We start from the raw sequence: 19393 nt of genomic DNA, 5'->3' as shown, positions 1-19393 counted from the left end.
GCTCGCATCATAGGGCGATGGGCGCCCGAAATCACCTTACGGTAAGAAATTATTCAATAATAATCCCGGTTGCAAAATGCGGGTTACGATAAATGAACGGGTGAAAATACAGAAATGGTCGGAAAATGATAAATGAAAAATGAACTCTTTGAGTTAAACTGAAGTTATTGCGAATGTATTGATCCGAACAGGCCTCACTTTTGCCCTTGCGCTGCCCGGCGAGAACGCGCGCGACGGTCACAGCGCCGGTTTTGATCTTGAAATTGACCGCGCGCGCGATGGTTCTCGCGACGGGCCGGTTCCGGAACGCAGCAGCGGACAACGGCTTACAGCCTGGAACCCGCAGACCGGCCGCCACGGGGCTACGAGCGGCGCGCGCCGCGCGACGCCGGACACGCGGTGGGCCGTGGCGATCAGGCGGCGCTGTCCGTCATCTCGACTCGGCCGTCGAGCCCGATGATGCGACCGAGACCGCGAACGCGGTTCAACAGGCGGTCGCCGTTCAGAGCCTCCCAGTCCCGCGGCAGACGCAGCACCACGCGGCCATCCTCGACGGTGAGCGGCGCGCGTCCCAGAGCGCCGTCCATGCCGGCAGAGATCGGGAAGGCGATCCGGAGCAGGGCACCCAGCAGCCGGGCGCGCTCGAACAGGCGCGGGCCGGCCACGCTCCGGAGCATCGCGTTCGCCTTCTCGGGGGCCAAGCCGGTATGCCTCAGGGACACCGCCAGGGCGAGATAGGCCCGGCCCGGATGATCGACGCCGACGAACGCGGCATTCTGGATCACCGCGATGCTCTGCTCACCGCGGTAATCCGGATGCGCCCGCCAGCCGACATCCGACAGCAGGCAGCCCGCGTGCCGCAGACGGCGCTCGTCGGCGGTCTCGTGACCGTCCAAGGTCGTGACGAACCGATCCGTCCAGGTGATCAACTCTTCCCCGTGGCGGGGCGAGCGCGCGCGCAGGACGTTGAATTCCCCCGCCGAGGCCAGCAGCGGATCGATGAGCCGGGTGTCCCGGTCGAGCTGCTCGAACAGCAGGCCCTCGCGCACGCCCGATGCCGAGATGGCTACCTCTCGGGGCCGCCCGACCCGGATGATCTCCTCCAGCACCACGGCTCCGTAGGCGAGCAGCGGGCGCCGCGCCTCCGAGATCGCGTCGACGTCCTGCAGCAGCGCCACGTCGGTCTGCTCGACGACTTGCAGGAAGCTGAGCTCGTCGGTGGGCTCCACCGCGTAGCCGTGCATCACGTGGACGGGGTAGCCGCGGGCCGCCTGGTGGAGCCGCGCGATCGCCCGCCACGTGCCGCCGACCGCGTAGAAGGTCCGGCCGCGCAGAGTCTCGAGCTGCGGGGCCGCCTTTCGCATGTACTCGCGGACGATCTTGGCCGCCTTCTTGACCGAGCCGCCGGAGAGATCCTGAAGGGCGAGGCCGCCGAGCGGCATGGTCACGCCCTGGCCGACGACCGCACCGCGAACGTCCACGAGTTCGAGGGAGCCGCCGCCCATGTCGCCCACGACGCCGTTCGGCGCGTGGAAGCCCGAGACCACGCCGAGCGCCGAGAGTTCCGCCTCGCGCCGCCCGGAGAGCAGCTGAATCTCCTGGCCGCAGGCCGCCTCGGCGGCGCGGAGAAAGTCGGGGCCGTTCTCGGCGTCCCGCGCCGCCGCCGTGGCGAGCACGAAGACCTGCCTGACGCGCATCGTCTGACACAGCACCCGGAACCGGGCCAACGCGGCGAGCGCGCGGGCCACCGCCTCCTCGTTCAGCCGGCCGGTCGTCAGGACGTTGCGGCCCAGACCGCAGAGCACCTTCTCGTTGTAGAGCGGCGTCGGCGCGCGGGTCAGGCCGTCATAGGCGACGAGGCGGACCGAGTTGGAGCCGATATCGATGATCGCCACCGGAAGGTGCGCGGCGCTGTCGGTCGCCTCCGCGTCACGCGCGAGGCTGAGGTTGGCGAGAGGGCTGCCCAAACGTCCGAGTCCTTCATCAGCACGGCGCGCCTGCCGGCGCGCCGTGCGGGAGGTTTAGCCCAGCGACGCCGCGCGGCGAAACTCAGCTGCGCTGCGCCCGGCGACTCAGGGCCCGCGGACTCGACTTCTTCGAGGCCTTGCCGCGTCCCGAGAGGCTGGGATTGGTCATGAAATACTTGTGGGCATTGAACGGCTCCTCGCCGTCGGCGGGTTGGATCCGTTCACAGCCGCCCGAGGCGAGGAGCCGCCAGCTCTGACGGTTGTCGAGCAGGTTGGCCAGCATGATCTGATCGAGCACCTGCTGATGCACCGTCGGGTTGGTGATCGGCAGCAGCGCCTCGACGCGGCGGTCGAGATTGCGGCTCATCAGGTCGGCGGAGGAGATGTAGACCGTGGCCTTGGGGTGCGGCAGGCCGACGCCGTTGCCGAAGGCGTAGATGCGCCCGTGCTCCAGGAAGCGCCCGACGATCGATTTCACCCGGATCGTCTCCGACAGGCCCGGGATGCCCGGGCGCAGGCAGCAGATGCCGCGGACCACGCAGTCGATCTGAACGCCGGCTTCGGAGGCGTCGTAGAGGGCGTCGATGATCTGGCTGTCGACCAGGGAGTTGCACTTGATCCAGATCGCCGCCGGGCGCCCCGCCCTCGCGTGGGCCACCTCCGCCTCGATGTGCTCCAGGAGGCGGTTCTTCAGGGTCAGCGGCGAGACCGCCATCCGCTCCAGTTCGGCCGGCTCGGCATAGCCGGTGATGAAGTTGAAGATGCGCGACACGTCGCGCGCGATCGCGGGATCCGCCGTGAAGAAGGACAGGTCCGTGTAGATGCGCGCGGTGATCGGGTGGTAGTTGCCGGTGCCGACGTGGCAGTAGGTGACGAGCTTGTCGCCCTCGCGCCGGACCACCAGCGACAGCTTGGCGTGCGTCTTCAGCTCGACGAAGCCGAACACGACCTGCGCGCCGGCCTTCTCTAGATTGCGCGCCCAGCGGATGTTGGCCTCCTCGTCGAACCGCGCTTTCAGCTCCACCAGGGCGGTGACGGACTTGCCCAGCTCGGCGGCCTCCGCGAGGGCCGCGACGATCGGCGAGTTCGACGAGGTCCGGTAGAGCGTCTGCTTGATCGCGACGACGTTCGGGTCGCGGGCGGCCTGGGCCAGGAACTGCACCACCGAGTCGAAGGACTCGTAGGGGTGGTGGACGATGAAGTCCTTCTGGCGGATCGCCGCGAAGACGTCGCCGCCGCTCTCGCGGATGCGCTCGGGGAAGCGCGGGTTGTAGGGCTTGAACTTCAGGTCGGGCCTGTCGATGCCGACGACCTGGGACAGCTCGTTCAGGGCGAGCATGCCCTCGACGAGGAAGATCGCGTCCGCGGCGATCTCGAGCTCGTCGGCGACGAAGCTGCGCAGATCCTCCGACATGCCCGCCTCGACCTCTAGGCGGATCACGACGCCGCGGCGGCGCTGCTTCAGGGCGGTCTCGAAATGCAGGACGAGGTCTTCCGCCTCCTCCTCGATCTCCAGGTCCGAATCGCGGACCACGCGGAACGCGCCGCTGCCCTTCACGAGGTAGCCCGGGAAGAGCCGCCCGGTGAACATCCCGATCACCTGCTCGATGGTGATCAGGCGCGCCGAGGTCTCGCTGTCGCTCACCGGCAGGCGCACGAAGCGGTCGATGACGCCAGGCAGGCGGATGAGCGCGCGCAGCAGCCGGCCGTCCTTCGGCCGCACCAGCATCAGCGCGATGGTGGTCCCGAGATTCGGGATGAACGGGAACGGATGGGCCGGATCGATTGCCAGCGGCGTCAGGACCGGGAAAACGTGGTTGAGGAAGTACTCCTCGAGCCACGCCGCCTGCTCGGCCGTGAGGGCGGCGGGCTCGACGATGTCGATGTCGGCCGCGTGCAGCTCCGCGCGCAGCTCCCGCCAGCGGGCCTGCTGGTCGGCGGCGAGGCGCGAGACCTCGGCGCCGATCCGGACCAGCTGCTCGGACGGCGACAGGCCGTCCTGCGACGGGACCGTGATCCCCGCCCGGACCTGGTCGATCAGGCCGGCGACGCGGACCATGAAGAACTCGTCGAGGTTGTTGGCCGAGATCGACAGGAAGCGGAGCCGCTCCAGGAGCGGGTGGTTGGGGTTGGACGCCTCCTCCAGCACGCGCCGGTTGAACTGCAGCCAGGACAGCTCGCGGTTCACGAACCGCTCCGGCGTGTGCCGCAGGGACCGCCCGGCTTCCAGCACCGGCTCACGGGCCGCGCCTGTTGCCGGCTCCGCCGGAGCGGCGGCGGCCGGCCACTCGTCGTTGGCGTCGGCGGCCGGTCCCGAAACGGCGGCGGCGCCGGCCGGATCTGCCACCGCGCGCCGCGCTGCGGGTGCACGCCGGGTCGTCGGGTTGGCCGCCGCGCGCCGACGCGGTTCGGCGGCCTCATCGGCAGCGTCGCGGTCCACGGGCTTCTGCGTCGATTCCATCCCGGATCCCTGTTTCTGCTCCTCGCGGCGGCGGAGCCTGTATCACCCCAGACCGGCGGCCTTCACGACAGTTTCGTGACGGCCACCGCATTCCGCGCTCAGCCGGCCGGGTCGGGCTCGTCCTCCAGCCCCATGCGCCGCAGAACGGCCAGCGCGAGCGGCCGGCTGATCCGCCGTCCGCGCCCCAGGGCGTCGCGGTCCAGCTCCGCGACGACGTCCCGGGCGCGGCCCAGCGATCGGTCGATCCGCAGGGCCAGTGAATCGATCACGCCGAGGTCGACGACCAGCTGCCGGTCCACGAACAGCTTGACCAGGACGGCGCGCAACAGGGCGTCGTCCGGCGCCTCGATGGCGATGCGCGGCGCCAAGCGCAGCCGCGAGCGCAGATCCGGCGTGGCGAGGCCGAGGGCGTCGATCCCGGCGCCGCTCGTCAGCAGGATCGGGCAGGCGCGCTCGCGGGCCCGGTTGAGCAGGTGAAACAAAGCGGCCTCGTCGAGCCGCTCCGCCCGATCGATATCCTCGATGACCAGGGCACCGTTCGAGACGAGGTGCTGGACCGCGTCGGCGCCCAGCTCGGCGGCCGGGAGCGACCAGGCGTGGGCGCGCTCGGCCCAGATCGCCGCGAGGTGGCTCTTGCCGCTGCCGGACGGACCGGTGAGGACCAGGACGCTGTCGGGCCAGTCCGGCCACGCCTCGATCAGCGCGTAGGCGGACTCGTTGGCCGGTCCCACGAGGAAATCCTCGCGCCCGTAGCGCGGGTCGAGGGGCAGGTCGAAGGCCAGCTGGCGGGGTGGTGCGTTCTCGCGCATGCGTGGCCCAGGATCACCCCGCGCCCGCGGAGGTCAAGACCGAAGCGTCCTTGCCGTCGTGCTCGATCAGGATCGGCTGCCCGGCATGGTAGAGTCGGCTCTCCAGGTAGCGGGCCAGGGCGAAGCGGACCAGCACGCCGATGGAGGCCGCGATCGGGACGGCGAGCAGCAGCCCGACGAAGCCGAACAGCGTCCCGAAGGCCAGCAGCGCGAACATCAGCCAGACCGGATGCAGGCCGGTGGAGTCGCCGACGAGCTTCGGCGAGATGACGTTGCCCTCCAGGAACTGTCCGACCAGGAACACGCCGACCGTGAGACCCAGATGCAGCCAGTCTGCGGCGGGCCAGAACTGGACCAGCGCGACGCCCGCGGAGAGTAGGAAGCCGGTGAGGGTTCCGACATACGGGATGAAGGTCAGGAATCCGGCGATCAGCCCGATCAGCACGCCGAAATTCAGCCCGACCAGCCACAGGCCGACCGCGTAGAAGCTGCCCAGGATCAGACAGACCAGGGTCTGGCCGCGGACGTAGCCGGTGACCGCCCCGTCAATCTGGCGGGCCAGCTCGCGCACCGTCGCCCGGTGGCGGGGCGGCACCCAGCCGTCGATGGCCGCGACCATCCGGTCCCAGTCGACGAGGATGTAGAACGCGACGACCGGCGTCACGACCAGCAGCGACGCGATGGAGATCAGCGCCTGGCTGCCCGACCAGAGCGACTTCAGGAAGGCCAGCAGCCACGTCCCGGCCTGCGTGGCCAGCGTGCCCACGGAGGATTGCAGCTCGTTGAGAACGTTCGCGCCGCCGACACGCTCGAGCAGGGTCCCGGACCGCTCGGCGATGATCGCCTGGAGCCGCGACACCATCCCGGGCAGCGCGTTGACGAGCGCCACGACCTGGTTGGCGGTGAGCGGGATCAGGATCAGCAGCGTCACGACCAGGGCGACGACGAACAGCGCCAGGATCAGCAGGCTCGCCGCCAGCCGACCGAGGCCGAGTCGCTCCAGCCGGTCGGCCAGAGGGTCGAGGAGATAGGCCAGCGTGATGCCGGCCACGAAGGGCAGCATCACCTCCCGGAGCAGGTAGATCACCAACCCCAGGGCGACGACAGCGGCCAGCCCGATCACAGCCCGTGCGCGCACGATGACGCTCCCCCCGCAGCACACCCGCCAGCGGGCAGAGTGGGTATGCGGGGCGCGCCGATCAAGCCGCCGCGGTGCCGACTCGCGCGGCGCGCGCGAAGCCGCTAGAGCGGGGCCAGGATGGAACGAGGTGGCGCGGGCATGACGGCCAAGGACGGCAACGAGCCGAAGACGGGGCTGACCTACGCGGCGGCGGGCGTCGATATCGACGCCGGCAACGCCATGGTCGAGACGATCAAGCCGCTGGTGCGCTCGACCCGGCGCCCCGGCGCCGACGCCGAGATCGGCGGGTTCGGCGGCCTGTTCGACCTGAAGGCCGCGGGCTTCCGCGACCCGATCCTGGTGGCGGCCAATGACGGCGTCGGCACCAAGGTCAAGATCGCCATCGAGACCGGCCGCCACGACACGATCGGCATCGACCTCGTGGCGATGTGCGTGAACGACATCATCGTCCAGGGTGCCGAGCCGCTGTTCTTCCTCGACTACTACGCCACCGGCAAGCTGGTGCCGGGCGTCGGCGCCGACATCGTGCGCGGCATCGCCGAGGGCTGCCGGCAGGCCGGCTGCGCGCTGATCGGCGGCGAGACCGCCGAGATGCCGGGCCTCTACGACGGGTCCGACTACGACCTCGCGGGCTTCTCGGTCGGAGCCGCCGAGCGCGGCGCCCTGCTGCCGCGGCCCGGCATCCGGCCCGGCGACGTCGTCCTCGGCCTGCCCTCCTCCGGCGTTCATTCCAACGGCTTCTCGCTGGTCCGCCGGATCGTCGCGAAGACTGGTCTCGGCTGGGACGCGCCGGCCCCGTTCGCTCCGGGCCGCAGCCTCGGCGAGGCGCTGCTGGAGCCGACCCGGATCTACGTGAAGCCGCTGCTCGCGGCGCTGGGCGCCACCGACGGGATCCGGGCGCTCGCCCACATCACGGGCGGCGGCTTCCCCGACAACCTCCCGCGGGTCCTGCCGGACGAGGTCGGCATCGCCGTCGACCTCGACGCCGTGACCCCGCCGCCGGTCTTCGGCTGGCTCGCCCGCGAGGGCGGCGTCGCCGAGGCCGAGATGCTGCGCACCTTCAACTGCGGGATCGGCATGGTGGTGATCGCCGCCGCCGACGCGGTCGACGACGTCGACGAGGCCCTGACCCGGGCCGGCGAGACTCCGGTCCGCCTCGGGCGGGTCACGGCGCGCGGCGCCGAGCCGGTGACTTTCACCGGCCGCCTCGCCCTCTGATGGCAGCCGCCCGCAAGACCCGCGTCGCCGTCCTGATCTCGGGGCGCGGCTCGAACATGGTCGCGCTGCTGGAGGCGGCGAAGGATCCCGCCTTCCCGGCCGAGATCGTGCTGGTCCTGTCGAACCGCCCGGAGGCCGCCGGCCTCGCCCGGGCGGCCGCGGCCGGCATCCCGACCCAGGCCATCGATCACAGGGCCTTCGCCGACCGGGCCGGCTTCGACGCCGCCCTCGACGCGGCGCTGCGGGCGGCCGAGATCGACCTCGTCTGCCTCGCGGGCTTCATGCGGATCCTGACCACGGACTTCGTGGCGTCCTGGGCCGGCCGGATGCTCAACATCCACCCGTCGCTCCTGCCCCTGTTCAAGGGCACGCACACGCACCGCCAGGCGCTGGAGGCGGGCGTGCGCCTGCACGGCTGCACGGTCCACTTCGTCGTGCCGGAACTCGATGCCGGCCCGATCGTCGCCCAGGCGGCGGTTCCGGTCCGACAGGACGACGACCCCGACAGTCTCGCCGAAAGGGTGATCGTGCAGGAGCGCCGCCTCTACCCGGCCGTGCTCGCCCTGGTGGCGGGCGGCCGAGCCCGCCTGGAGGGCGACCGCGTGGTGATCGCCGACGCGGCGCCGGACGGCGTGCTGTTCAGCCTCTAGCCGGCGGCAGCACGGGCGGTGTCCATCCTGGCGTGCGGAGCGAAGCCATCCAGCCGCGCCGCCCCCGCCGATCTCCCGCCTCCCGGGTTGCTGCGCTCTGCTCGCCAGGACGGCGCGCAGACCCAGGAGCCTCCGAGCCTTCGGGCGCTCAGACCGGGCGCTGCAGCTTGCAGCTGTCCAGGGCCGAGAGCGCCTTGGCGCGGGCGGAATCGTTGAAGTAGCCGGTGGTGCGGTAGGCCTCGATCTCGGACGCGTCGAGGCTGCGCAGGGTCTGCCGGGCGTAGCAGCCGCAGGGGCGCTCCAGGGAGGCCTCGGGGGCGCTGGTCAGGCGCGCCTGGACGACCGTGCAGGCGTGGCGCACGCGCCCTTCGAGATTGGTCTTGCTGGCGGTCTTGAGGGCCGGGTCCGGCTCGTACTGCTGGAACGGGGCCGTGGATCCGCCCGCGTGGGCGGCGGTCGCGCCGAGGGCGATCAGGCCGGTCGCGATCAGCAGGGGCAGGCGGCGCATCGTCATGGTCGGGGTCGTCCGGGGGCTGAGGTGGCTAAGCTCGGCCGTTGGACGCTCCCGGGCTCCGTCCCGTCAAGGACGACCCGGTCACACCGGGCGGCATTCCCCGCGCCGCCGGGTGCGGTGCGCGCGAATGGCGGGTCGGTGTGCCCAACCCGCCACCGCGCCTCGCCTCAGGCGGCGATGTCGGAATCCTTGAAGAACTGCGCGATCTCGATCTTGGCATTCTCGGCGCTGTCGGAGCCGTGCACGGTGTTCTCGCCGACGGACTCGGCGAACTTCTTGCGGATCGTGCCCTCGGCGGCCTGGGCCGGGTTCGTGGCGCCCATGACCTCACGGTACTTGGCGACGGCGTTCTCGCCCTCGAGCACCTGAACCACCACCGGGCCGGAGGTCATGAAGGTCACGAGCTCGCCGAAGAACGGGCGCTCCTTGTGCACCTCGTAGAACTTCTCGGCCTGCTCCTTGGTCATGCGGATGCGGCGCTGGCCGACGATGCGCAGGCCCGCCTCCTCGATGACCGCGTTGACCGCGCCGGTCAGGTTCCGCCGCGTCGCGTCGGGCTTCAGGATCGAGAAGGTGCGCTCGGTGGCCATGGTGCGTCCGGTCTGTCAGTGGAAAAGGTTTGCGGCGCGCCGGCCAGCCGGACACGCCGCGGCAGCGAGAATTTCGCTTCGGCGCCGGGCTTATAGCGGGCGCCCCACCGTGCCTCAAGCCGCGCGGCGCGACCGGACGGGACAAGCGCGGCCGTGGCTCTGCCGCAACACCGCCGAAAAATCGCCCGATTGCGACGGCTCATTCGCGCACCAACCGACTTCGTCCACCCCTCGGGCGTCCGCAGACGCCCCTATCCCGGAGACGAACCATGCGACTCGCTCTCGGCGCCAGCCTGCTTCTCGCCGGCCTCACCGCCGCCGCCGCCGACACGGGCAAGGACCCGTCCGGCACGTGGCTCACCGGCGACGGCCGCGCCAAGATCCGGATCGATCGCTGCGGCCCCAGCCAGAAGCTGGTCTGCGGCAAGGTGGTCTGGCTCAAGACGCCGACCTTCGACAACGGCGCCCCGCGCACCGACCTCAAGAATCCCGATCCGAAGAAGCGCACCCGTCCGGTGATCGGTCTCCAGCTGATCGAAGGTCTGAAGCCGGACGACGCGAAGTTCACCGGCGAGCTCTACAATATCGAGGAAGGCAAGATCTACACGGTCAGCCTGGAGCGCGAGAGCGAGGCCGAGCTCAACATCTCGGGCTGCATGCTCAAGATCCTGTGCGGCTCCCAGACCTGGACGCGCGTGCCGGACGTGAATCAGCAGGCCGCCAACAAGAACTGAGGACTCGTCAGATCGACGCGAGGCCGCGCTGCACCGCCGGCCTCGCCAGGATGCTGTCGAGCCACCGGGCCACGTTCGGCAGGGCGTTGATGTCGACGCCCTGCTTGAAGTTCAGCTTGGCCCAGGTGAACGTCGCCATGTCGGCGATGGAGTAGTCGTCGGCCAGGAAGGCGCGGCCCTCCAGGCGCCGCTCGAGCACGCCGTACAGGCGCCTGGCCTCGGCGGTGAACCGGTCGATCGCGTAGGGCAGCTTCTCGGGCGCGTAGATCTTGAAGTGGTGCGTCTGCCCGAGCATGGGCCCGAACCCCGCCACCTGCCAGAACAGCCACTCGTCGACCAGCACGCGGGCGCGCTCGTCGGCCGGGTAGAACTGCCCGGTCTTTCGGCCGAGATACTGCAGAATAGCGCCCGATTCGAAGACCGAGATCGGCTGTCCGCCCGGGCCATCCGGGTCGACGATGGCCGGGATCTTGTTGTTGGGCGAGATCGCCAGGAAATCGGGCGCGAACTGCTCGTTCTTGGCGATGTCCACGGGAACGATGCGATAGGGGAGCCCGCACTCCTCCAGCATGATCGGGATCTTCCAGCCGTTCGGCGTGCTCCACGTATGGACGTCGATCGGCCGCCCGGACACCGCTGCCATGCTCTGCCTGCTCCTGGACCCAATCGTCGGCGGCGCGGTGGTCCTCCGCCGTTTCCGGACAACCCGAACAGTGAAGACGATTTCCCGGCCGCGCTCAAGGGCGCCGGGCCCGCGGGCCGTCGATTCGACGAAGCTGCGCCGGAGCTGTTGGCGGCTGCCGGGGCGGGCTTGCCGGCTCCGCGGGCGAGCGGCGAGAGTGCGGCTCGGGCGTCGGACCGACGCCCGAGGGGGAATATCCGATGATCGATCGTCTCGTCAGGATCGCGATCCTGTCCGTGCCGCTGCTCGCCGCCTGTCCGGCTCTCGCCAAGGATCCGCCCGCGAAGGACGCGGTTGCCAAGGAGGCGCCCGCGAAGGCACCGCCCGCCGCCGAGGGGCCTGCCGCGCCGGCCGGCCGGACGCCGGGCCCCGGCCAGTCCGCCACCCGCGATCGCCAGAAGGCCTGCGGCGCCGAGTGGCGCGCCCTCACCGACGCGCAGAAGGCCGCGCAGGGGCCGAAGTGGCCGCAGTACTGGAGCAAGTGCAACAGGCGCCTGAAAGGTGGCGACAAGGCCTGAGCGGGTCGAACCGCGGAGCGTTCCGTTTGTTCAGACATCCGCGGCGGGTAGGCGGGAGGCAGAGGCGATGACGAACCCTTCTCCGTCCCGAGGGACGGTGGGCAGCGCGCCGCGCAGGGTCCGGCATGGCTGAGACCCCTGCCGCCTCCGCCGCGGATCGCCGCGGCGAGCCGGTCCTCGACCGCCTCCTGGCGCTCCTCGATTCCTGGGTGCCCGAGCCGGCCGCCTGGGCGTTCGCACTGCGGATCTGGATCGCCATGATGCTGGCGCTGGCGGCCGCCTTCTGGCTCCAGCTCGACAGCGCCTCGTCGGCCGCCACCTGCGTGGCGATCCTCGCCCAGCCCAAGCGCGGACAGGCGATCTCGAAGGCGGTCTACCGCCTCCTCGGCACGCTGATCGGTGCCGTGGTGGCGCTCGTCTTCATGGCCCTGTTCGGCCAGGACCGGGTGCTGCTGCTCCTCAGCTTCACCGTCTGGCTCGGCCTCTGCGTCTTCGTCGCCCAGTTCCTGCAGGACACGCGGGCCTACGGCGCGATGCTGTCCGGCTACACCGTGGCAATCGTCGCGCTGGGCCAGATCGACGATCCGCAGGGCACCTTCGACGCCGCCGTGTCGCGCGTCGCCGTGATCGTCCTCGGCATCGTCGTGATCACCTTCATCAACGACGCCCTCGCCTCGCCGAGCACGTGGCGGGCGCTGCTGCCGCAGCTGCGCAAGGCCTGGGACGAGACGCGCGGTTACGCCCGCGAGACGCTGGCGGCGGGCGATCTCGGCGCCACGCGGACGGCGGCGCTGATCCGCACCATCGCGCCGATGCGGGCCGATGCCAGCGCCATCGCGGGCGAACTCGACGACGGCCGTTTCCGGGCGGCCGGCGCGCGCAGCTGCATCGCCGCGCTCTACGTGATGGCGGCCGCGATCCGCAGCGTCGCGGCCGCGGCGGCGTGCCTGCGCAACCCGAGCCCGGCCGTCGCGGAGGCCGTGGCGATCTGCCGTCGGGTTGCCGACGCGCCGGATCCCGACGCCCTTGACCGGGACGACGAGCGGCTGCGCGACCTGGTCGACGCCGCCATGCGCGACGGGAGCCGTCCCCTCGACGAGGTGGTGGTGCTTCAGCGCGCCCTCGACTTCGTCTGCGCCGCGACCTTCGCGCAGGACGGCATCCGCGCCGTCGCCGACGGGCACAAACCCCTGCGCGACGCCAAGCTGCCGACCCATCGCGACTTCCCGGTCGCCGTGCGTGGCGCAATGCGGGTCGCCCTGAGCTTCGCGGTGACGGCCGCCACCTTCGTGGCGCTCGGCCTGCCGCAGGCCTCCTTCGCGCTGGTCCAGGTGGCTGCCACCGCGGCGCTCTCGTCGGTCACGCCGGATCCGAAGAAGTTCGCCAACGGCGTCGTCATCGGGATGACGCTCGCCGCCACCTTCGCGGGCATCGCCCGGTTCGCGCTCCTCAACGGCGTCCAGGGCTTCCCGATGCTGGCCATGGTGATGGCCCCGGTGATCTTCCTCGGCTGCTTCCTGTCGCTCAACCCGAAGACCTTCGGCATCGGCTTCATCGTGATCGTGTTCTTCCCTGTGCTGCTCGGGCCCTCGAACCCGCAATCGTACGACGCCCTGACCTTCCTCCTGAACGCCTTCCTCGTGGTCGCGGCGGCCGTGATCCTGTCGATCGTCGTCCGCCTCATCCTGCCGATCACGGCCGCCCAGCAGCGGGTCTTCGCCCTCGATTCGGCGCGGCGCGCGCTCGCCGACGCCCTCATCGGTCAGGGGGGCGACGCCACCACCCGCACCAGCCTGAACGCCGACCGGCTGCTCCAGTTCGCGACTTACAGCTCGGGGAGCGGCGCCGTGCGGCGTGCGAACCTGCACCACGCCTTCGCCCTCGCCCGGCTGGAGGCCGCCGCCGCCCGGGCCCACGCCGAGCTGCGCCGCCTCTGGTCGGTCGGAGCCGTCCGCGGCGCGGATCCAGTCGGGGATCCTCGAGAGCCTGCAGATCGCCGTGATCGCCACGGTGGTCGGCATCGCGGTCGCCCTTCCGATCGGCTTCCTGGCGGCCCGCAACCTGATGCCGCCCTGGGTGACGTGGCCGACCCGCATCCTGATCGCGCTCTGCCGGTCGTTCCACCCGATCATCGTGGCGATCCTGTTCGTGAAGGCGATCGGCTTCGGGGCGCTCGCCGGCGTCATGGCGCTGATCGTCGCCTCGGTGGCGGCCGACATGGACGCGAAACCGGATTGCATCGGCCAAGCCCCATCGGTGAAGGGCGCCGNGCCGGCGCGGGACGCCCTCGCGGCCGGCGACGATCGCGGGCTCGAGACGGCGGCGCGCGAGCTGATCCGCGCCGCCACCGGCCAGGACCGGGCGGTGCGGCTGACGACGGCCCGCGCCGCCAGCGACCTCGTCACCGCGTCGCGAACCATCCGCCGCCACCGGCGATTCCTCCATCGCCTCGACATCGCGCTGTTCTGACGCCGCTTCTTCCGGGATCACCATGCACGAGGACATCCATGTCGGCGGGGTGCTGATCACGGCCTTCGTCGCTTACGCGCTGGCCGCCTTCGTGATCCTGATCGTGCTGCGCCTCGTCTTCGCCCGCATCCACTTCAGCCGCTACGTCGCCAACGCCCCGCTCGCCGAGGCCGGCCTCTACGTCTGTGTCCTCGCCCTCCTGATCGCGTTCATCTGATGCCCGACACGACTGCCGACGAGGACGATCCGAAGTCCGCCTCCCGCGACAGCGCGCCCGGGCGGAGCGACCCGCTGCCCGCGGTGCCGCGCCGGGGCCGCGCCGCCAAGGTGTTCCGTCTCGCGGCCACCGGCGTGATCCTGCTCGCGGCGATGCTGGCCGCGGCCTTCGTCTGGGAATTCTACGTGGCGGCGCCCTGGACGCGCGACGGCACGGTCCGGGTTCAGGTCGCCAACATCGCGCCCCAGGTCGCCGGGCAGATCGTCGAGGTCCGGGTTCAGGACAACCAGGCCGTCCGCGTGGGCGACGTCCTCTACGTGATCGACCCGGTCGACTTCGAGGTCGCGGTCACCTCGGCGGATGCCGAGGTGAAGAACCGCGAGGCCGACCTGCAGGTGAAGAACGCCCAGTCGGCCCGCCGGCAGGCCCTCTCGACCGTTTCGACCTCGATCGAGGAGAAGCAGCAATTCGCCGGCGCGGCGAAGGTCGCCGAGGCGTCGCTGGAGAGCGCCCAGGCGCAGCTGCGGCAGGCGAAAGTGAACCTCGAGCGCACCCAGGTGAAGTCCACCGTCAACGGGCGGGTGACCAACCTGCTGATGCGCGTCGGCGACTACGCCCGGACCGGCACCTCGAACATCAGCGTGGTCGATACCGACTCCTTCTGGATCGACGGCTATTTCGAGGAGACCAAGATGCCCAACATCCATGTCGGCGACCCCGCCGACGTGAAGCTGATGGGCTTCGACCCGCACCTGACCGGGACGGTTCACAGCATCACGCTCGGCATCTCCACGGCGAACGCCGCCGCGAGCACGCAGGGCCTGCCCGACGTCAACCCGGTCTACACCTGGGTCCGCCTCGCCCAGCGGGTCCCGGTCCGGATCCGCATCGACCACGTTCCCGCTGGCGTCCCGCTCATCGCGGGTATGACCGCGACGGTGTTCGTCAACGGCGGGCGCGGCCCGACGCCGAACTGGTTCATGGACCTGCGCGACCGGGTCTCCGCCCTGACGACGCCGGCGGCCGGGCCGGGTCAGGAGGCCGAGCGTCGCTAGACCGTCGCGCGGTTGATTTCGCCCGCGAGCGCCGCGCCGACACGGGCGGCACAGGCATCGCGTCCGCGACGGCCGGCAGCGTCCACCTGGGGACACGGAAGCGGCCTTCGATCGCGGTATCCGCCTTCCGGTCGGGACCGATATGGGCGCCGGCACGTAGCTCGCGCGCGACGCAATATTTCGCAGCGCCGCAGGATCGATCCAAGTCGTTGAGCCCGCACGCGCTGCGGCGCGCCACCGTGGCCAAGTGCATCGAAAAGGCTCGTTGCCGGGAAAATAGCTGTTGACCGACCCGGAGGACGGGAGCAGTCTCTCCCTGTGCTTGGCGAGAGCGGGCACGGACCGGCACGAAACCTTGACGCGATCAGGTTTCGCAGCGGTGCCGGTTGCCGGAAGCTGTAGGAGACAGGGATGACTCCACCGCAGCGGAATGCCGCCTAGACGGTTCAGGGACAGGTTCGGCCCGAGACCTAGCGGCGCGATACGAACAGCCGGACGGACGCGGCTCCAGGGGCGCAGAAGCGGCCACACATGGCACGCCTTCGAATGCGCGAAAGGCCCCACTTCGAGCCGTTCCGCCGCGGTTTTGTCTCGCCAGGATCTGTTCTTCTGTCGCCTGCCCGGCCGCGCCGTGGCGGGATCTCGTCGTGACCGAAGCGACGCAGAAGGTGCGGCGGACCGTCATGTCCGGCCACCTGGAAGCGCCAGCGAGCCGGTCGGCACCCTCCTCCTGAGATGCGCGCGCAGCGAGCCTGGAGGGAGCCCTCCATCCGGCCGCGCGGCCCCTGCAGCCCGCCTTCGAGGCCGGCCCGGCGCGGGCGCCTCAGGATGGCGTCACGCGCGGGAGGGGCACGCGCCACCCATCGCTCACTCGATCCCGAGCTTCGCCTTGAGCAGCGCGTTCACCGCGGCAGGGTTCGCCTTGCCGCCGGTGGCCTTCATGGTCTGCCCGACGAACCAGCCGAGCAGGGTCGGCTTCTCCTTGGCCTGGGCGACCTTGTCGGGGTTGGCCGCGATGATCTGGTCCACCGCCGCCTCGATCGCGCCCGTGTCGGTCACCTGCTTCATGCCGCGGCTCTCGACGACGGCGCGCGGGTCGCCGCCCTCGGTCCAGACGATCTCGAACAGGTCCTTGGCGATCTTGCCGGAGATCACGCCCTCGCCGATCAGGTCGATGATCGCGCCGAGCTGCTCCGCCGAGACCGGCGTCGATTCGATGGACAGGCCCTCCTTGTTGAGGCGCCCGAACAGCTCGTTGATCACCCAGTTGGCCGCGGTCTTGCCGTCCCGGCCCTTGGCGACCGCCTCGAAGTAGTCGGCGGAGGCGCGCTCGGCGACCAGCACGCCGGCATCGTAGGGCGAGAGGCCGAACGCCGAGACGAACCGCGCCTTCTTGGCGTCCGGCAGCTCCGGCAGCCCCTCGGCCAGGGCATCGACGTAGGCTTGGTCGAATTCCAGCGGCAGCAGGTCGGGATCGGGGAAGTAGCGGTAATCGTGCGCCTCCTCCTTGGAGCGCATCGAGCGCGTCTCGCCCTTGGTCGGGTCGAACAGGCGCGTCTCCTGGTCGATCTTGCCGCCATCCTCGAGAATGGCGATCTGGCGCCGCGCCTCGGTCTCGATCGCCTGCCCGATGAAGCGGATCGAGTTGACGTTCTTGATCTCGCAGCGCGTGCCCAGCGGCTCGCCGGGGCGGCGCACCGAGACGTTCACGTCGGCGCGGAGCGAGCCCTTCTCCATGTCGCCGTCGCAGGTGCCGAGGTAGCGCAGGATCGTGCGCAGCTTGGTCACGTAGGCCTTCGCCTCCTCGGAGGAGCGCAGGTCGGGCCGGGAGACGATCTCCATCAGCGCCACGCCGGACCGGTTGAGATCGACGAAGCTCCGGGTCGGATCCTGGTCGTGCAGCGACTTGCCGGCATCCTGCTCGAGGTGCAGGCGCTCGATGCCCACCGTGATCGACGCGCCGTCGGGCAGGTCCACCAGGACCTCGCCCTCGCCGACGATCGGGTCCTTGTACTGGGAGATCTGATAGCCCTGCGGCAGATCCGGGTAGAAGTAGTTCTTTCGGTCGAACACCGAGCGCAGGTTGATCTTGGCCTTCAGGCCGAGGCCGGTGCGCACCGCCTGGGCGACGCACGCCTCGTTGATGACCGGCAGCATGCCGGGCATCGCGGCATCGACCAGCGAGACGTGGTCGTTCGGCTCGGCCCCGAACTCCGTCGAGGCGCCGGAGAACAGCTTCGCCCGGCTGGACACCTGAGCGTGGATCTCCATGCCGACGATCACCTCCCAGTCGTGGAGGCCGCCCTTGATCAGCTTCTTGGGGTCGACGGGTGCGTTCATGGTCGTCCGGGCCGAGGAAAGGAGCTTGGCGTGATCCTCCCACCCACGCCCCGTTCCGAGGTGCTGCGCAGCGGCCTCGCAGTAGGGCTCCAGGGATCGCGCGGCCGGCTGGAGGCCTCCTGCGAGGCCCGCTCACGCGAGCACCTCAGGATGAGGGCGCGGGTGGGCGTGGATGTCGTCCGGTCACTTACGGGCGGCGTCGCGAAAAGATCAAGCGCGGCGTCCGACCGCCCGCCGGGCGCCGTAGCCGAGGATCGCCCAGAGTAGGGCCGCGACGGCGCGCACCGGGAAGAAAGTCGGGCCGTCATGGGTGATCGGCGCCGGCCAGGGGATGCCGGCGGCGCTCACCGCGTAGGAGAACAGCACCGAGAAGCCGAGTGCCGCGATCGCCGCGATGAAGACCTTGCCGAATTGGCTGGCGGTCCAACCGAGATAGAACGCCACCACGATCAGCGCCGGGTCGAAGCCGGCCCAGATCCAGACCGTCCAGGGGTAGTACGGGACGGTCATGACCACCACGGCCGGGGCAGGACGGTGCGGCCGGCGGACTCCTCGATCACCTGCGCCACCGCGAACAGAGTCTCCTCGTCGAACGGCCGACCGATCAGCTGCAGGCCGAGCGGCAGCCCCTGCCCGTCGAGACCCGCCGGCACGGCGATGCCCGGGAGGCCGGCCATGTTCACCGTCACGGTGAACACGTCGTTGAGATACATCTCCACCGGGTCGGCCGAGGCCTTCTCGCCGATGCCGAAGGCGGCCGACGGGGTCGCCGGTGTGAGGATCGCGTCGACCCCGGCCGCGTAGGCCGCCTCGAAGTCGCGCTTGATCAGCGTGCGGATCTTCTGCGCGCGGACATAGTAGGCGTCGTAGTAGCCGGCCGAGAGCACGTAGGTGCCGATCATGATGCGGCGCTTCACCTCGCGGCCGAAGCCGGCGGCGCGGGTGTTCTCGTACATCCCGGCAATGTCCTTGCCGGGCACGCGCAGGCCGTAGCGGACGCCGTCGTAGCGGGCGAGATTCGAGGAGGCCTCGGCCGGGGCCACGATGTAGTAGGCCGGCAGCGCGTAGGCGGTGTGCGGCAGCGAGATCTCCTTGATCGTCGCGCCGGCCGCCTTCAGCCACGCGGCCCCCTCGTCCCAGAGCTTCTGGATCTCGGCGGGCATGCCGTCGACCCGGTACTCCTTGGGGATGCCGATGGTGAGGCCCTTCACGCCCCGCGACACCGCGGCCTCGAAATCGGGCACCGCCAGGTCGGTGCAGGTCGTATCCCGGGGATCGGGGCCCGCCATAGAGCCGAGAAGGATGGCGCAGTCGCGCACCGTCCGGGCGATCGGGCCGGCCTGGTCGAGGGAGGAGGCGAAGGCCACCGTCCCCCAGCGCGAGCAGCGCCCGTAGGTCGGCTTGATCCCGACCGTGCCGGTGAAGGCGGCGGGTTGCCGGATGGAGCCGCCGGTATCGGTCGCGGTGGCGCCGAGGCAGAGGCGCGCGGCGACCGCCGCGGCGGAGCCGCCGGAGGAGCCGCCGGGCACGATCTGCGCGTCCGAGCCCGTCCGCCGCCACGGCGAGACCACGTTGCCGTAGGCGCTGGTCTCGTTGGACGAGCCCATGGCGAACTCATCGAGGTTCAGCTTGCCGAGCATCACGGCGCCGTCGCGCCACAGGTTGGCCGACACGGCCGATTCGTAGTGTGGCTCGAAGGTCTCGAGGATCTTGGACCCCGCCGTGGTCGTCACGCCGTGCGTGCAGAACAGGTCCTTGATGCCGAGGGGAATACCCTCGAGCGGCCGCGCCTCGCCCGACGCGATCTTCTGGTCGGAGGCCTCGGCCATCTCCAGGGCGCGGTCCGGGGTCTCCCGGATATAGGCGTTCAGGACGCGGGCCTTGGCCATGGCGTCGAGATGCGCCTGGGTCAGCTCGCGGGCCGAGATCCGCTTCGCCTTCAGGGCGTCGCGCGCTTCGGCCAGGGTAAGTTCGTTCGGATCCACGCTGTTCACGTCCCCGCGCGCGCCGTCGCGCGCCTGCCCGCCA

The 19393-nt window shown here is 70.5% G+C and carries 17 protein-coding genes and 1 pseudogene; 7 read left to right on the top strand and 11 right to left on the bottom strand.

All coding sequences use genetic code 11. From position 1 onward, the window contains the following. Positions 1 to 49: 49 nt before the first annotated feature. The 5 genes from MOTC310_RS18430 to MOTC310_RS18410 form a co-directional block, all read right to left on the bottom strand. Positions 50 to 358, bottom strand: a complete 309-nt coding sequence (locus MOTC310_RS18430) for a hypothetical protein (RefSeq protein ID WP_331302852.1) — start codon at positions 356 to 358, stop codon at positions 50 to 52. A 55-nt stretch (positions 359 to 413) separates the two neighbouring features. Then, on the bottom strand, positions 414 to 1967 hold the full coding sequence (gene ppx, locus MOTC310_RS18425) for an exopolyphosphatase (RefSeq protein WP_331302851.1): 1554 nt from the start codon (positions 1965 to 1967) through the stop codon (positions 414 to 416). Between the two features lie 82 nt (positions 1968 to 2049). Further along, on the bottom strand, positions 2050 to 4428 hold the full coding sequence (locus MOTC310_RS18420; protein ID WP_331302850.1) for an RNA degradosome polyphosphate kinase: 2379 nt from the start codon (positions 4426 to 4428) through the stop codon (positions 2050 to 2052). Between the two features lie 98 nt (positions 4429 to 4526). After that, complete coding sequence (locus MOTC310_RS18415; RefSeq protein WP_331302849.1) at positions 4527 to 5237, bottom strand: P-loop NTPase family protein; 711 nt, start codon at positions 5235 to 5237, stop codon at positions 4527 to 4529. Positions 5238 to 5250: 13 nt separating this feature from the next. After that, positions 5251 to 6375 carry an AI-2E family transporter gene (locus tag MOTC310_RS18410; protein ID WP_331302848.1) on the bottom strand — a complete coding sequence of 375 codons (1125 nt, stop codon included), beginning with the start codon at positions 6373 to 6375 and terminating at the stop codon, positions 5251 to 5253. A gap of 141 nt (positions 6376 to 6516) precedes the next feature. On the opposite strand from MOTC310_RS18410, the gene purM reads away from it, so the two are divergent. Both purM and purN read left to right on the top strand, forming a co-directional pair. Further along, positions 6517 to 7596: a phosphoribosylformylglycinamidine cyclo-ligase gene (gene purM / locus MOTC310_RS18405; protein ID WP_331302847.1), complete on the top strand. Its 1080-nt coding sequence runs from the start codon at positions 6517 to 6519 to the stop codon at positions 7594 to 7596. After that, entirely contained in the window at positions 7596 to 8246 is a 651-nt protein-coding gene (purN, locus tag MOTC310_RS18400) for a phosphoribosylglycinamide formyltransferase (protein WP_331302846.1), read from the top strand. The genes purM and purN overlap by 1 nt, the downstream gene beginning before the upstream one ends. A gap of 148 nt (positions 8247 to 8394) precedes the next feature. On the opposite strand, the gene MOTC310_RS18395 is transcribed toward purN, so the two are convergent. Together MOTC310_RS18395 and ndk are read right to left on the bottom strand one after the other, a co-directional pair. Then, entirely contained in the window at positions 8395 to 8760 is a 366-nt protein-coding gene (locus MOTC310_RS18395) for a hypothetical protein (protein WP_331302845.1), read from the bottom strand. Positions 8761 to 8927: 167 nt separating this feature from the next. After that, entirely contained in the window at positions 8928 to 9350 is a 423-nt protein-coding gene (gene ndk / locus MOTC310_RS18390; protein ID WP_043073092.1) for a nucleoside-diphosphate kinase, read from the bottom strand. 269 nt (positions 9351 to 9619) lie between these two features. On the opposite strand from ndk, the gene MOTC310_RS18385 reads away from it, so the two are divergent. Continuing rightward, positions 9620 to 10084: a DUF2147 domain-containing protein gene (locus MOTC310_RS18385; protein ID WP_331302844.1), complete on the top strand. Its 465-nt coding sequence runs from the start codon at positions 9620 to 9622 to the stop codon at positions 10082 to 10084. Between the two features lie 7 nt (positions 10085 to 10091). Here MOTC310_RS18385 and MOTC310_RS18380 read toward each other — a convergent pair whose 3' ends face one another. Next, a complete protein-coding gene (locus MOTC310_RS18380; RefSeq protein WP_331290254.1) occupies positions 10092 to 10727 on the bottom strand; it encodes a glutathione S-transferase N-terminal domain-containing protein in 636 nt (211 codons plus the stop codon). A 239-nt stretch (positions 10728 to 10966) separates the two neighbouring features. Here MOTC310_RS18380 and MOTC310_RS18375 point away from each other — a divergent pair, with 239 nt between their 5' ends. From MOTC310_RS18375 to MOTC310_RS18360, 4 genes and pseudogenes are all read left to right on the top strand, one after another. After that, on the top strand, positions 10967 to 11284 hold the full coding sequence (locus tag MOTC310_RS18375) for a hypothetical protein (protein WP_331290255.1): 318 nt from the start codon (positions 10967 to 10969) through the stop codon (positions 11282 to 11284). Between the two features lie 125 nt (positions 11285 to 11409). Beyond that, positions 11410 to 13251 (top strand): annotated as a pseudogene (locus MOTC310_RS18370) (FUSC family protein); the annotation flags it as partial. Positions 13252 to 13775: 524 nt separating this feature from the next. Beyond that, on the top strand, positions 13776 to 13970 hold the full coding sequence (locus MOTC310_RS18365) for a DUF1656 domain-containing protein (protein WP_331302843.1): 195 nt from the start codon (positions 13776 to 13778) through the stop codon (positions 13968 to 13970). Then, positions 13970 to 15025, top strand: a complete 1056-nt coding sequence (locus MOTC310_RS18360) for an HlyD family secretion protein (protein WP_331302842.1) — start codon at positions 13970 to 13972, stop codon at positions 15023 to 15025. The genes MOTC310_RS18365 and MOTC310_RS18360 overlap by 1 nt, the downstream gene beginning before the upstream one ends. An 867-nt stretch (positions 15026 to 15892) precedes the next feature. Here the strand turns inward: MOTC310_RS18360 and gatB are convergent. The 3 genes from gatB to gatA all read right to left on the bottom strand — a co-directional run bounded on the left by gatB (position 15893) and on the right by gatA (position 19350). Next, a complete protein-coding gene (gatB, locus tag MOTC310_RS18355; protein ID WP_331290259.1) occupies positions 15893 to 17365 on the bottom strand; it encodes an Asp-tRNA(Asn)/Glu-tRNA(Gln) amidotransferase subunit GatB in 1473 nt (490 codons plus the stop codon). A 210-nt stretch (positions 17366 to 17575) separates the two neighbouring features. Continuing rightward, positions 17576 to 17875: a hypothetical protein gene (locus MOTC310_RS18350; protein WP_331290260.1), complete on the bottom strand. Its 300-nt coding sequence runs from the start codon at positions 17873 to 17875 to the stop codon at positions 17576 to 17578. Beyond that, positions 17872 to 19350 carry an Asp-tRNA(Asn)/Glu-tRNA(Gln) amidotransferase subunit GatA gene (gene gatA, locus MOTC310_RS18345; protein ID WP_331302841.1) on the bottom strand — a complete coding sequence of 493 codons (1479 nt, stop codon included), beginning with the start codon at positions 19348 to 19350 and terminating at the stop codon, positions 17872 to 17874. The genes MOTC310_RS18350 and gatA overlap by 4 nt, the downstream gene beginning before the upstream one ends. Between the last annotated feature and the right edge of the window lie 43 nt (positions 19351 to 19393).

This window comes from Methylobacterium oryzae (assembly GCF_036441375.1).
In the GTDB taxonomy this organism is placed as follows: Bacteria; Pseudomonadota; Alphaproteobacteria; order Rhizobiales; family Beijerinckiaceae; genus Methylobacterium; species Methylobacterium oryzae_A.
This window is presented reverse-complemented; position numbering and strand designations above follow the sequence as displayed.